Consider the following 13,677-nt stretch of genomic DNA (forward strand, 5'->3'; position numbering starts at 1 on the left):
CCGTCCACGTCTCTCTTTCTTCTTAACCAACAATGTCAAAGATCCGACGGCCAAAACCGTCACCGGACAACCAAAGCTGACCACCCGGTCGAAACCTACCCCACATATCCGTGAAAGCCAGTCTCTCTGCTATCCTAAACCCAACACCAAAACCGAAGTTTCGATCCGAATTCAGAGACGAGCGCGCCTGCCGCTAGAAGCAACCGCCGCCCCCGTCGATGTCCCGGCTTATACAAACCGACCCCCTTATCGTCAATAACAAAATTCCATGACAATGAAGAAAGATGATAAGTGATTGATATTTATATGAAGTTTCCGTGACGGTTCTATGAATGCTCAAAATTCGATCCGAAGCTGCCGAAATATCAGGCGGCTCAGACATCGCCCTCCCACTTTTCGGCGGTGAAAGCAGGCGCGCCCAGTGCTATTGGACGTCAGGATATAAAAGGCCGCCGCAAGCGGCATAGGAATGAGGCTGATATGCTGGTTCTCGATAGCGCCGAAACGCGCAATGCTCTCCCCCTCCCGCAACTGATCGACGCGCTCAGGAGCATGTTCAAGGGCGGAGGCCACGCCCCTCCCCGTCATCATCATGACATAGAGGTTCCCGGAGAGGCTGCCGCAACGCTGCTGCTGATGCCGGCCTGGGTGTCCGGACGCTATTTCGGCGTCAAGATGGTGTCGGTATTTCCGGGCAATGGCGCGCGCGGGCTTCCGGCCATCTTCGGTTCCTATCTTCTGTCTTCGGGACTGACCGGCGAATTGCTGGCGGTCATGGATGGCGGCGAACTGACGGCGCGGCGGACGGCGGCGGCCTCGGCGCTCGCATCCTCTTATCTGTCGCGCCCTGACGCCTCCACCATGCTGATGGTTGGAACCGGTCGTCTGTCGCTCAATCTGATCGAGGCGCATGCGGTCATCCGTCCCTTGAGCCGTGTGCTGATCTGGGGCCGGGACCGCGCCAAGGCGGAAGTCGCCGCCCATGACGCCGCAGGCCTCGGGCTTTGCGTGGAGGCTGTGGACAATCTCGAAAGCGCGGCGCGTCAGGCCGACATCATCTCTTGTGCGACCCTGTCGGAGGAACCGCTGATCCGGGGAGACTGGCTGAAGCCAGGCGCGCATCTCGATCTCGTCGGCGCTTTCAAGCCGGGCATGCGCGAAAGCGACGATCAGGCCGTGCTTCGCGCCAGCCTGTTCGTCGACACCTATGAAGGAGCGCTTGCGGAAGCTGGCGACATCCTGCAGCCGCTCAAGGCGGGCGTCATCAATAGAGCAGCGCTCAAAGCCGATCTGGCCGACCTGTGCGCGGGCCAGCATTCCGGTCGCACAGATAACGATGACATCACGCTGTTCAAATCGGTGGGCGCGAGCATCGAGGATCTGGCGGGCGCGATCCTGGCGCTCGAACAGATCCAGCGCAAGGCCGCCGAGGAATTGTGATCGCCGCCATGCCGTTCAGCCTGCCGCATTATCCGGTCTCCGAGGTTCTCGACGATATTTCAGCTGCGCTCGATCAAGCGGGCCGCGCAGTGGTGTCGGCGCCGCCGGGGGCCGGCAAGACGACACTGGTTCCGCTCCATCTGCTCGACGCGGCCTGGCGCGGCGACGGCCGGATCATCCTGCTCGAACCGCGACGGCTCGCGGCGCGGGCCGCCGCCCGGCGCATGGCCTCGCTGATCGGCGAGGAGGTCGGCGGTCTCGTCGGCTATCGCATGCGCCTCGACCAGAAGGTTTCGGCGCGGACGCGGATCGAGGTGGTCACCGAAGGCGTGTTCGCCCGGATGATCCTCGACGATCCCGAACTGTCAGGCACGGCTTGCGTGATCTTCGACGAATTCCACGAACGCTCGCTCGACGCCGATCTCGGTCTGGCGCTGGCGCTGGATGTACAGGGCGCGCTGCGCGAAGATCTGCGCATTCTGGTGATGTCGGCGACGCTGGACATCGCGCGCATCGCCGGGTTGATGGGCGATGCGCCGATGATCGAGAGCCTGGGCCGCGGCTTTCCGATCGACATCCGCCATCAGGTCCGCGACTCGTCCTTGCCGATCGAAGATGTCATGGCGCGGGTGATCACGGAGGCGCATCGGTCCGAAACGGGCTCGATCCTCGCCTTTCTGCCCGGCCAGCGCGAGATCATCCGCACCGCCGAGCGGCTCACGGACCGGTTCGGGCCGGAGACGATCCTCGCGCCGCTCTATGGCGCGCTCAGCCAGAGCGAGCAGGATCTCGCCATCAAGCCGGCGCCCGCCGGCCAGCGCAAGATCGTGCTGGCCACCTCGATCGCCGAGACGGCGATTACCATTGACGGCGTGCGCATTGTGGTCGATTCCGGCCTGCAGCGGCTGCCGGTGTTCGAGCCGGCCACGCAGATCACCCGGCTGGAAACCCGGCGGGTCAGCCGCGCCTCGGCCGATCAGCGCGCCGGCCGCGCCGGCCGCACCGAGCCGGGCATCGCCATCCGGCTGTGGCTCGCCGGCCAGAATGCGGCGCTGGAGGCCTTCACGCCGCCGGAGATTCTCGCCAGCGATCTTGCCGGGCTGGCGCTCGATCTCGCCGCCTGGGGCGTCAAGGATCCCGCCACGCTCGCTTTTCTCGATGCGCCGCCCGAGGCGGCGTTTGCCGAGGCCAAGACGCTGCTTGTCAGGCTCGGCGCGCTGGATCGCCAGGGCGACCTGACCGTAACAGGCCGGATGATGCGCCGGCTGGCGCTGCCGCCGCGACTGGCGGCCATGACCGCGAGCGCCGCGTCCCAGGGCCTGGGCCGTCAGGCGGCGGAGCTCGCCGTGCTGATCACCGAACAGGGGCTCGGCGGCAATGCCGTGGATCTCGACGCGCGGCTGTCGCGGTTCCGCTCGGAACGCTCCGAACGGGCGCAGGCGGCGCGGGGTCTGGCCCGGCGAATCGCCGAGGCTCTTCCCAAGACGGCGGCGTCGGATCAGCCCGTCACGGCCGGTCGGCTGCTGCTGCACGCCTTTCCAGATCGCATCGCCGCTCAGCGCGGCGCGCGCGGCCGTTATGTCATGGCCAATGGCCGGGGCGGCGAACTGGCCGACACCGAGGCCTTGGCGCGCTCGGACATGCTGGTGATCGCCGATCTCACCGGCCGCGCTGCGGCGCAACGCATTCTCTCGGCCGCCAGCATCAGCCGGGCGGAGATCGAGGAGGAACTGCCGGATGCGATCACAACCGGCGCCCAGTGTTTCTTCGACATGGCGTCGCGGCAGGTCCGCGCCCGCAAGGCGACGCGGCTCGGCGCGATCGTTCTGGAAGAACAGCCCTTGCCGCGGCCGAGCGGGGAAGAGGCGGCGAAAGCGCTGGCCGAAGGCATTCGCGCGCTCGGGCTCGACGCCCTGCCGTTTTCGAAAGCGGCGCGGCAATTGCGCGATCGCATCGGCTTTCTTCATCGCATGCTCGGCGCGCCCTGGCCTGACATGACGGAGGAGGCGCTGCTCGCCGGACTCGACGACTGGCTGATGCCCTTCGTCCTCGAGCCACGCGGCGTCGATTCGATCGGGGCCGACACGCTCTATGAAGGATTGATGAGCCTCGTGCCGCACGACCTCAGACGCGATCTCGACAAAGCCGCCCCCACCCATTTCGATTCGCCCGCCGGCAACCGTCATCCGATCGACTATACGGGTGAAGAGCCGATGCTGACCATTCGGGTGCAGGAATTGTTCGGCATGAAGAACCATCCCGCCATCGGCAACGGCCGTATACCGCTTGTGTTGGAATTGACCTCGCCGGCGCACCGGCCGATACAGACGACGCGGGACCTGCCGGGTTTCTGGAAAGGCTCGTGGAAGGATGTGCGCGCCGATATGCGCGGGCGCTATCCAAAACATCCGTGGCCGGAGGATCCGGCGGAGGCGGCTCCGACCGCGCGGGCCAAGCCGCGAGGCACATGAGGCGCGAAAGGAGAGAGAATGGCGATCGAAGCTTTTTCCCAAGGCGATGACAGCCGCCGGCTGCGGCTGGAAACGCTGGTGCGGCTGCGCTGGCTGTCGGTGGTCGGCCAGACCGCCGCTGTGCTGATCGTCGCGCTGGTGCTGCAATTCTCGCTGCCGCTGAAAATCAGTGCGGCGCTGATCGCGCTTCTGGCCGTGGTCAACGCTTTCCTGCAGATCCGCTATCCCTCGACCCAGCGGCTGGCGCCGGAGCCGGCGCTGGCGCTGCTCGCCTTCGACCTCCTGCAGCTTGCCGCGCTGCTTTATGTGACGGGGGGCCTGTCCAATCCCTTTGCGCCGCTGATTTCGGTGCCGGTGATCATTTCCAGCGCCTCGCAGCCGCTGCGCTACAGCCTGGCGCTGGTGGCGGTGGCGATCCTCTGCATCACTGCGCTCGCTTTTACGCCCTATCCGCTGCCCTGGTATCAGGGCGTCACCGTGCCGTTCGAGCCGCTGTTTCTCGCCGGCATGTGGTTCGCCATCGTGCTGACCACGTCGTTCGCCGCCTTCTATTCCTATCGCGTGTCGCTCGAGGCCAGCCAGTTGTCGGAAGCGCTCGCCGCCACCGAACTGGTGCTGCAGCGGGAAATGCACCTGTCGGAACTGGATGGGCTGGCGGCGGCGGCGGCGCATGAACTCGGCACGCCGCTCGCCACCATCGCGCTGGTCGCCAAGGAAATGAGCCGCGAGATCGGCCAGGGCGAGCGCTTCCATGACGATGTGCATCTGTTGATCTCGCAAAGCGAGCGCTGCCGCGACATCATGAAGAGGCTGACAACCCTCTCCTCCGGCAGTGAGGAGCATATGCGCAACATGCCGCTGTCGTCGCTAATCGAGGAGGTGATCGCGCCGCATCGCGAGTTCGGCATCGACATCAAGGTCATCGAGGAAAGCCCGCGCGCCGAGGAGCCGCTCGGTCGCCGCAATGCCGGGGTGGTCTATGGGCTCGGCAATCTCATCGAGAACGCCGTCGACTACGCCCGCTCCGAAGTGGTGGTGCGGGTCTATCACGACAAGGATTTCGTGCGGCTGTCGATCGAGGACAATGGCGAGGGTTTTGCGCCCGACATTCTCCAGCGCATCGGCGAACCCTATGTCACCAGGCGTTCGCCGCATGACAAGGCCGGCGGCCTCGGCCTCGGCCTGTTCATCGCCAAGACGCTGCTTGAGCGCTCGGGGGCCGAATTGACATTCGAGAATGCGCCGGGCGCCCGCATCACGGTGATCTGGAAACGTGAATTCATGGATCAGAAGGCGTGATTCACCCCCTGAGACCATTTGGCAAATCCCAAAGCGCATTATATTCGTAGAGATAGTGCGCGACCGAGATTGAAAAAAGGCAAGAACAATGGACGCAGCATCCAAAACGGCTCCACAGGACGTCATCGGCGCCGACGCGTCGCTCCTGATCGTGGAAGACGACGCGCCGTTCCTCAAGCGCCTGGCCCGCGCCATGGAAACGCGGGGCTTCAAGGTCGAAACCGCAGAAACCGTGACCGAAGGCATCGCCAAGGCCAAGGCCCGGCCGCCGAAATACGCGGTGGTCGATCTTCGCCTCGCCGACGGTTCCGGTCTCGACGTGATCGAGGCGATCCGCGCCAAGCGTGACGACAGCAATATGATCGTGCTGACCGGCTACGGCAATATCGCCACGGCCGTGACTGCGGTGAAGCTCGGCGCGGTCGATTATCTCGCCAAGCCCGCCGACGCCGACGAGGTCTATGCAGCGCTGACGCGCCGGGCGGGCGAAAAGGTCGAACTGCCGGAAAACCCGATGTCGGCCGATCGCGTCCGCTGGGAGCATATCCAGCGCGTCTATGAAATCTGCGAGCGCAACGTGTCGGAAACGGCGCGCCGGCTCAACATGCATCGCCGCACGCTGCAGCGCATCCTCGCCAAGCGCGCGCCGAAGTAAGCGGGCGTTCAGGCGAAGTCTTCTCCCATGGCTTGCGGATCGGCGAGTCCCAGCCGTTCGGCCGCCCATTCCGCCTGCATCAGCCTGTGAGAAGCGATGCGGGCGATCGACAGCGTCATGGCCTTGCGCTGCGGCGGCGACAGCCGATGTTCGGGCGCTTCGCGCAGCATATGCGCGCCATAGGCGTCGGAGACGAACAGACCACAGTCTTCCGGAAAGATCTCCGAGGGCACATCCGGCAGGGTGGCGAAGAACAACCGGTCGCAAAAGGCGCGGTAGTCGCCCCATTTGCGGTCGACGCGGAAATCCTCGATCGACGACTTGATCTCGATGATCCAGATCTCGCCCTTCGGCGTCAGCGAGACGAGATCGGCGCGGCGTCCGCTCGCCAATCCAAGCTCGGGCAAGGTCGAGTGCCTCATATCCATGAGCAGGCGCTGCATGCCGCGTCGAACCGACAGCGCGCGCTGAGACTGCCTCCCATCCTTCAGCGGATTATCCCCATGCACGGATATGATCGACATCGACGTTTCCTGGTCCAGATCCTGCGGAATGTTGCAAAAAAACCATTCTGTTTCTATTTGCCCGCCAGCGTAGGGGACAGGGGTTTGGGGCCGCTTGCAATGCCCGGATTTATCGAAAATAACACGCCCACAGAGATGGTGGGCGTAACGCCATCCTTCCTCCGAGAACCGACACAAGAGACAAAGATGCGCTTTCGCACTGCGACTACGGCTTTTGGCTTGCTCCTCGCCATGGGCCTTGCTTCCTGCACCACCACCTCCGAAACCAAGACGGCCGGAAATGCGCCCGCCACGGTCGAAACCGCAGAGATCTTCACCGACTCCTACGGCAAGACCACCGACTCAGGTTATGCGCTGCCGGCCATCCCGATCAACCGCGTCGACAAGAAGTTCCATCGTCAGGTCGTGAGTTACGATACCGACCGCAAGCGTGGCACCGTCATCGTCGACACCAAGAATCGCTTCCTCTACTATGTTCTGGGCAATGGCAAGGCGATGCGCTACGGCATCGGCGTCGGCAAGCAGGGCTTCTCCTGGAAGGGTGAAGCCTATGTGGCCTGGAAGCAGGAATGGCCAACCTGGCATCCGCCGGCCGAGATGGCCGAGCGCAAGCCGGAAGTCGCCAAATATGTCGAAAAGGGCATGGGGCCTGGCCTGACCAACCCGCTCGGCGCGCGCGCCATGTATCTGTTCAACGATGAAGGCCGGGACACGATGTTCCGTCTGCATGGCACGCCGGAATGGAGCTCCATCGGCACCGCCGCATCGTCGGGCTGCATCCGCCTGATGAACCAGGACGTGATCGACCTCTACAATCGCGTCCGTCCCGGCAAGGGCACCCGCGTGGTGGTTCTATAGCAGGATATGAAGATCCATCGCCCGCGATGGATCGAAGGCATTGAAAAAGCCGCTTCGGGAAACCGAGGCGGCTTTTTCGTTTGGTGACCCGTGTGGCGCGCAGCTTACGCCGCGCTTTTCGCCTTCAGTTCCAGCCTACGGCGATGAAGAACCGGCTCGGTATAGCCATTCGGCTGAGCGCGGCCCTTGAACACCAGTTCGAGCGCCGCCTGGAAGGCGATCGAGCCGTCGAAATCGGCGGCCATCGGCTGATAGAGCGGATCGCCGGCGTTCTGTCCGTCGACAACCGCCGCCATGCGCTTCATCGTTTCAGTCACCTGCGCTTCGGTGATGATGCCATGATGCAGCCAGTTGGCCATGTGCTGGGCGGAGATGCGCAGCGTGGCGCGGTCTTCCATCAGGCCGACATTATTGATGTCGGGCACTTTCGAGCAGCCGACGCCCTGATCGACCCAGCGCACGACATAGCCGAGAATGCCCTGGCAATTGTTGTCGATCTCGCGTTGGATTTCCTCGGCCGTCCAGTTGGGCCGCACCGCGACCGGCACGGAGAGAATATCCGACAGTTTCGCCTTGGGGCGGGATTTCAGATCGGACTGGACCCTGATCACATCGACCTTGTGATAATGGGTGGCGTGCAGCGTCGCCGCTGTCGGCGAGGGAACCCAGGCGGTGTTGGCGCCGGCCTTGGGATGGGCGATCTTCTGGTCCAGCATCGCCGCCATCAGATCGGGCATGGCCCACATGCCCTTGCCGATCTGGGCGCGGCCGGACAGGCCGCATTCGAGGCCCGTGTCGACATTCCAGTTCTCGTAGGCCGCAATCCAGGCGGCCTGCTTCATGTCGCCCTTGCGGATCATCGGGCCGGCTTCCATCGAGGTGTGGATCTCGTCGCCGGTGCGATCGAGGAAGCCGGTATTGATGAAGACGACGCGCGAACGGGCGGCGCGGATGCATTCCTTGAGGTTGACCGTTGTGCGGCGCTCCTCGTCCATGATGCCCATCTTGATCGTGTTGGCGCGCATGCCGAGCGCCTGCTCGACGCGATCAAAAATCTTCACCGCGAAGGCGACTTCCTCGGGTCCATGCATCTTCGGCTTGACCACATACATCGAGCCTGCGGGCGAGTTCATGCGGCGGCCATCAGGACCGACATCGTGCAGCGCAATCAGCGCGGTGACCAGCGCATCCATGATTCCCTCGGGAACCTCATCGCCATTCTTGTCGAGAATGGCCGGATTGGTCATAAGGTGGCCGACATTGCGGATGAGCATCAGCGAGCGGCCGCGCACGCGCACCGGCTCGCCATCGGGACCGGTAAACTCCATGTCCGGATTAAGCCTTCGCGTGAAACTCTTGCCGCCTTTGCTGACCTCTTCGGTCAGATCGCCCTTCATCAGGCCGAGCCAGTTGCGATAGACGGTGATCTTGTCCTCTGAATCGACGGCGGCGACCGAATCCTCGCAGTCCATGATGGTGGTGATGGCCGATTCGAGCCTGACATCGGCGATATGGGCCGGATCGGAGCCGCCGATCTGGCTTTGGCTGTCGATGACGATCTCGATCAACAGGCCATTGTGCCGCAGCAGGATGCGCGGCTCGCTTGTCTTGCCCAGAGAGGAGCCGGCGAATTGCGAGGGATCCTTGAGCCCGGTGACGCCGATGTCGTTTTCGACGAACAGACCGCCATCGGCAATGCTCAGCGAGGTCGCCATGCTCCAGCTGCCGCCGGCGAGCGGCACGGCGTCATCGAGAAGGGCTTTGGCCCAGGCGATGACCTGGGTCCCGCGCACCGGGTTGTAGCCTTTGCCCTTTTCCGCGCCGTCGGTTTCCGGAATGGCGTCGGTGCCGTAAAGCGCATCATAAAGCGAGCCCCAGCGGGCATTGGCGGCGTTCAGCGCGTAACGGGCGTTCATCACCGGCACGACGAGCTGCGGCCCGGCGATGGAGGCGATTTCGGCATCGACATCGCTGGTGACGACCGAGAAGGCGCCGCCTTCGGCAACGATATAGCCGATCTCACGCAGGAAACTTTCATAAGCGGCGAGATCGCTGGGCGCGCGGTTTTCCCGATGCCAGGCGTCTATCTCAGCCTGGATGGCGTCTCGCTTGGCGAGCAGCGTGCGATTTTCGGGCGCGAGATCATGAACAATCGCGGCAAAGGCGGCGAAGAACGCGTCCACATCCACGCCCGTCCCCGGCGCCGCCTCGTTGCGGATGAAATCATGGAGGTCGGCGGCCATCTTCAGGCCGTGAATGTCGATCCGGTCGGTCATGCGCATGCTCCCGCGTCAAAAACTGGCGCGGCAACAGTGCTGTAACAGCAGCCCAGCGTCAATCGGATCGGGCGAGACAGGATTATTTCCTTTTATGGAAATAATCTCAGGTGATTTTGGGTCGACCGGACGCGGTGGCGATGAAGCGGGCTTCCACGAGCTTGGGGCTGCCCTCGATGTCTGGCCGGTCGATCTCCTCGATCATCCGCACAACGGGTTCGTCCGCGCCGCTGTCGATAGCGGCCTGGATGGCGGCAGCGCGGGCCCGGTCGCGGGCGTAATCGAGCGTGGCGGCCTCATTGGTGCGCCGCTCCGTTTGGCCGCCGCCGGACACCATGAACACGCCCTCCTCAGGCGCGGTCACCGTCACCTGCACCGTCTGGCTGATTTCGCCCGCCACCGCGCCGATGGCGTTGGCGACGCCGGCGTCAGAAGGGATCACCGATTCGGCCGAGAGCATCTCGGCTATAGCGGGATAATAGACATGCGCCGAAGCGCCGAGACCGATCAGCGGACGGTCAAGGCTGACGGCGAAGCGGACGACGCCGGGCTTGCGCTTCAGCGCCCGGTCAACGGCAGCCGACTGGGTTGGATCCACGCCGTCAACGCCGTCTTCGCTGAGGGCTGCGGCGAGAATCACGTCTGAAGACTGTCGCGTCATACGGTCGGCGATCAGTTCGGCGAAGGCTTCGGCTGACTCGGCGATGGGCTTGCCGGCCCCGGTGCGGGCGCGAGCGCCGAGTTCCAGACCCAGCCGCGCGGCGTCCGCATCCCACTGACCCTGGCGGCCCAGCACATGCATGGCGTCGGAGGGCGTGACGCCGCAGACATGCACGAGACCACGACTGACCAGCCGGTCGAGCGAGGCGCGCTGCATCGAAGACAGCAGCAGATCGTTGAGCGCCTGCGGCTTTCCGGTGATTCGTTCATACAGGCCAGCGTCGGCAGCCGAGAGCCCGCTGGCAAACCGGTCCGGCAGGCCGGAGCGCAATGCGAAACGTCCGTCATGCCGGCCCGCATGCGTGGCTTTCAGCTGGCGATCGAGCATCTCCTTGATCTCGGGACCATGCAGATGCGCCGCCAGACTGAGCGGCACAATGCGGCGGGGGCCGAGCGTCAAGGCGCCCTCAAGGCCGCGCGTGGAGACATGCACTTCCGAATCGCCCCCGAGGCCAAAGGTGCGCATCGCCACGGCCTGCACCATGGTGCGATAGCCGCCGACCACGGCGCCCTCGCCGTCCAGCCGCGGCTTGCCCTTGTCGAGAATGGCGACATCGGTGGTGGTGCCGCCGATATCGGAGACCACCGCATCATCGAGCCCCGTGAGGAATCGCGCGCCGACAAGACTGGCGGCAGGGCCGGACAGAATGGTCTCGATCGGCCTGAGCCGCGCTTCCGCCGCCGAGATCAGCGCGCCGTCGCCGCGCACCACCATCAAGGGAGCTTCCACGCCGCGCGCTTTCAGGAAATCCTCCGACGAGCCGATCAGCCGGTCGATCATCGACACCAGACGCGCATTCAGCAGCGTCGTCAGCGCCCGGCGCGGGCCGCCGAGCTTGGAGGAGAGTTCATGGCTGCAGGTGACGGGGAGATGGGTGTGATCGCGCAGGAAATCGCGCACCCGAATTTCATGCGCCGGATTCCGGACGGCGAAATAGCCGGCCACGGCAAAAGCCGTCACGTTTGAGCCGAGCGTCTCGATCGCCTCTTCAAGCGCGGTCATGTCGAGCGGCGTCTCATGGCCATGCACATTATGGCCGCCGGGCAGGAAGAGCACCGGATCGGCGCCGAGCGCCGCCTTCAAGCCGTCGCGCTCGAGATCCTCCGGGCCGAAGCCGATCATGATCAGGCCGACGCGGCCGCCCTGTCCCTCGACCAGCGCATTGGTGGCCAGCGTGGTCGACAGCGAGGCGAGCCGGATGGCGGAAACGTCGACACCGGTTTCGGCCAGCACGCGGTCGACGGCGCCGCGAATGCCTTCGGCGAGATCGTGCCGCGTGGTCAGCGCCTTGGCGCGGGCCTTCACCCCGTCGCCGGGGCTGAAGATGACCGCATCCGTGTAAGTGCCGCCGGTATCGATGCCGAGAAGAAATTGCGAGGTCACGCCGTTACATCCCCATAAGCAGGCGAAGGTCGCCTGAAGCCGAGTTGCGCCGAGCCTTCGATTATGGGATTTCATCCGTCAACGAAAGGTCAGGCTGCGGCAGATCCGCGGTGAATTTGAGCAAAATCAAGCGAGGACCAATCATTGCGCCCTTCCCTTCTCCGTCTTTCGCTCATGGCGACGCTTGTCTCTGTCGCCGTATCCTCTTACGCGCAGGACCAGAGCGAGGACGAATTCGCCCCGAAATTACCCGAGCGCAGCATCTATGTGGCGATGCTGGAGGCCAACAAGCCGAGCGGCTGGGTGCAGTTCCGCAATTTCGCTGGCGGCCAGTATCTCTATTTCACCATGCTGCAGGTGATGCGCTGCCGCCTGTCGGAGGTGCGCTATTCGATCAATTCCACCGCGCTCGACCAGCGCTTTCCGCTCGGCCCCTGCAATCCGCAGCAACCCTTCAACGTGCCGGATGATCCCGACAACAGATATGTCTATCTCAAGCTCAAGCCGGGCGAAGCCGAAACGGTGACAGTGCAGGCGGTGTGGGACGACGGCGCGGGCAGCGAGATCATCACCTATCGTCCCTGCGACAATGTCGGCGAAAGCGCCTGCGCCCGCATCAAGGCCATCGACCGGCCCGAGGTCAAGCCGGGCGCGCCGAAACCCGCATCGCAATCCCGTTGAGCGGCTGGGTGGTCAGCCGCTGAACGGGCCAGGGTCTTTCGCCGGCTAACACATCGAAGCGGAACCGCTTCATCAGCACGGCGAGCGCAATCACCGCCTCCTGCAGCGCAAAGGTCGCGCCGATGCAGATGCGCGGCCCCGCCCCGAACGGCAAATACTGAAATCGTCCGATGCGGTCGCGATGTTCGGGCAGGAAGCGCTCGGGCATGAAATGCCGGGGTTTTTCCCAATAGAGCACATGGCGATGCAGCGTCCAGGGCATGATCAGCACCGATGTGCCTTTAGGCAGCGTGATGGTGCGGCCGTTTTCATCCGTCCACTGGTCGTCTTCGATGGGCGCGCGGTTGATCGACGGCGCCGGCGGATAAAGCCGCAGCGCTTCTTCAAAGGCGGCGCGGACATGCGGCATCGCCTCCAGCCATTCGACGGGATCGCGGCCTTCGGCCATGACCCGGTCGATCTCCTCTTCCATCAGCAAGCGGAAATGCGGACTTTCCGACACGCAATAAAGCGTCCAGGCCAGCGCCCGGGCCGTGGTTTCGTGGCCAGCCCCGATGAAGGTGAGGATATTGTCCTCGATCTCGTCGCGCGTCAGACCCTCAGGGCCTTCGAGCCGCAACAAGAGCGTCAGGAAATCGTCGGGCACGCCGTCCGGATCGGCCGTCATCCGGGCGCGGCGGGCGTTCATAGTGTCGGAGACGATCTTGCGGAAGGCCGATAGCGCCCGCTTTCCCGGGATGCGGGTCAGGCGCGGGATCCAGGCCGGGGCCTGTAGCAGATCGAGCGGATCGATCCGGCCCATATTATGAAGCAGCGAATCGACGCGATCGGCGAAACCTTCGGTTCCCGTGGCGATCTCGCCTGAAAACAGCGTGTCGGCGAGGATTTCATAGGTGAGTTCGGTCATGCCGACGGCGATGTTGACCGGCTCACCCGTTCGCGCCGCCGCATCATAGCGTTCGGCGAAAGTTTCGGAGATCCGCAACATCTTGCCGGCGAAGCCGCGGGCATGGCGGGGCGTGAAGACCGGGGCCATGGCCTTGCGCGACCGTTTCCACACCGCGCCTTCGGCGGTCAGCAGCCCGTCGCGCAGGATCGGCCTGAGCACCAGCTGCCGGATCGGCTGCATGGCGTAATTGGCGGCGTTTTCGACCAGCACATGGCGGATGAGGCCGGGGTGATTGGCGATGGTGGTGAGCCGGCCGAAGAATTTCACCTGGATATAGGGCAGCGAATAGCTCGGCGCGCCCCAGAGTTCCAGCGGATTGCGGAACATCACCTTGATGATCTCGAGCCGCGAGGGCGGCACGGTGCGCGGGAACGGGGCCGGCGGCTCGAAGGGTTCGGGGCGGATGTCCATGATCGTCTC

The 13,677-nt window shown here is 64.2% G+C and carries 11 protein-coding genes; 7 read left to right on the forward strand and 4 right to left on the reverse strand.

Annotated elements, in window-relative coordinates; translation table 11 throughout:
• From M2360_RS23430 to M2360_RS23450, 5 genes are all read left to right on the forward strand, one after another.
• A partial coding sequence (locus tag M2360_RS23430; protein WP_280777809.1) for a hypothetical protein occupies nt 1-259 on the forward strand: 259 nt, incomplete at its 5' end.
• Between the two features lie 221 nt (nt 260-480).
• Nucleotides 481-1,440 (forward strand): ornithine cyclodeaminase family protein, encoded by a 960-nt coding sequence (locus M2360_RS23435; protein ID WP_280777810.1) that lies wholly within the window; start codon nt 481-483, stop codon nt 1,438-1,440.
• Nucleotides 1,441-1,448: 8 nt separating this feature from the next.
• Nucleotides 1,449-3,911, forward strand: a complete 2,463-nt coding sequence (gene hrpB, locus M2360_RS23440; protein ID WP_280777894.1) for an ATP-dependent helicase HrpB — start codon at nt 1,449-1,451, stop codon at nt 3,909-3,911.
• A gap of 18 nt (nt 3,912-3,929) precedes the next feature.
• Nucleotides 3,930-5,210 (forward strand): ActS/PrrB/RegB family redox-sensitive histidine kinase, encoded by a 1,281-nt coding sequence (locus tag M2360_RS23445; RefSeq protein ID WP_280777811.1) that lies wholly within the window; start codon nt 3,930-3,932, stop codon nt 5,208-5,210.
• Between the two features lie 88 nt (nt 5,211-5,298).
• Complete coding sequence (locus M2360_RS23450; protein ID WP_280777812.1) at nt 5,299-5,865, forward strand: ActR/PrrA/RegA family redox response regulator transcription factor; 567 nt, start codon at nt 5,299-5,301, stop codon at nt 5,863-5,865.
• Nucleotides 5,866-5,873: 8 nt separating this feature from the next.
• Here M2360_RS23450 and M2360_RS23455 read toward each other — a convergent pair whose 3' ends face one another.
• Nucleotides 5,874-6,389 carry an MmcB family DNA repair protein gene (locus M2360_RS23455; protein ID WP_280777813.1) on the reverse strand — a complete coding sequence of 172 codons (516 nt, stop codon included), beginning with the start codon at nt 6,387-6,389 and terminating at the stop codon, nt 5,874-5,876.
• A 186-nt stretch (nt 6,390-6,575) separates the two neighbouring features.
• Here M2360_RS23455 and M2360_RS23460 point away from each other — a divergent pair, with 186 nt between their 5' ends.
• Nucleotides 6,576-7,247: a L,D-transpeptidase gene (locus M2360_RS23460; RefSeq protein WP_280777814.1), complete on the forward strand. Its 672-nt coding sequence runs from the start codon at nt 6,576-6,578 to the stop codon at nt 7,245-7,247.
• 104 nt (nt 7,248-7,351) lie between these two features.
• On the opposite strand, the gene M2360_RS23465 is transcribed toward M2360_RS23460, so the two are convergent.
• Nucleotides 7,352-9,523, reverse strand: coding sequence for a malate synthase G (locus tag M2360_RS23465; protein ID WP_280777815.1), 2,172 nt, complete (start codon nt 9,521-9,523; stop codon nt 7,352-7,354).
• A gap of 106 nt (nt 9,524-9,629) precedes the next feature.
• Nucleotides 9,630-11,627: a hydantoinase/oxoprolinase family protein gene (locus M2360_RS23470; protein ID WP_280777816.1), complete on the reverse strand. Its 1,998-nt coding sequence runs from the start codon at nt 11,625-11,627 to the stop codon at nt 9,630-9,632.
• A gap of 144 nt (nt 11,628-11,771) precedes the next feature.
• Here M2360_RS23470 and M2360_RS23475 point away from each other — a divergent pair, with 144 nt between their 5' ends.
• Entirely contained in the window at nt 11,772-12,308 is a 537-nt protein-coding gene (locus M2360_RS23475; RefSeq protein ID WP_280777817.1) for a hypothetical protein, read from the forward strand.
• On the opposite strand, the gene M2360_RS23480 is transcribed toward M2360_RS23475, so the two are convergent.
• Nucleotides 12,268-13,668 carry a cytochrome P450 gene (locus tag M2360_RS23480; protein ID WP_280777818.1) on the reverse strand — a complete coding sequence of 467 codons (1,401 nt, stop codon included), beginning with the start codon at nt 13,666-13,668 and terminating at the stop codon, nt 12,268-12,270. The genes M2360_RS23475 and M2360_RS23480 overlap by 41 nt on opposite strands.
• Between the last annotated feature and the right edge of the window lie 9 nt (nt 13,669-13,677).

The sequence above is a fragment of the Rhizobium sp. SG_E_25_P2 genome (assembly GCF_029892285.1).
Classification (GTDB): Bacteria; Pseudomonadota; Alphaproteobacteria; order Rhizobiales; family Rhizobiaceae; genus Rhizobium_E.

Coding starts and splice junctions, on each gene's coding strand:
- M2360_RS23450 (WP_280777812.1), top strand. CDS start 5,299: ATGGACGCAGCATCCAAAACGGCTCCACAGGACGTCATCGGCGCCGAC.
- M2360_RS23465 (WP_280777815.1), bottom strand. CDS start 9,523: ATGACCGACCGGATCGACATTCACGGCCTGAAGATGGCCGCCGACCTC.
- M2360_RS23445 (WP_280777811.1), top strand. CDS start 3,930: ATGGCGATCGAAGCTTTTTCCCAAGGCGATGACAGCCGCCGGCTGCGG.
- M2360_RS23455 (WP_280777813.1), bottom strand. CDS start 6,389: ATGTCGATCATATCCGTGCATGGGGATAATCCGCTGAAGGATGGGAGG.
- M2360_RS23435 (WP_280777810.1), top strand. CDS start 481: ATGCTGGTTCTCGATAGCGCCGAAACGCGCAATGCTCTCCCCCTCCCG.
- M2360_RS23480 (WP_280777818.1), bottom strand. CDS start 13,668: ATGGACATCCGCCCCGAACCCTTCGAGCCGCCGGCCCCGTTCCCGCGC.
- M2360_RS23460 (WP_280777814.1), top strand. CDS start 6,576: ATGCGCTTTCGCACTGCGACTACGGCTTTTGGCTTGCTCCTCGCCATG.
- hrpB (WP_280777894.1), top strand. CDS start 1,449: ATGCCGTTCAGCCTGCCGCATTATCCGGTCTCCGAGGTTCTCGACGAT.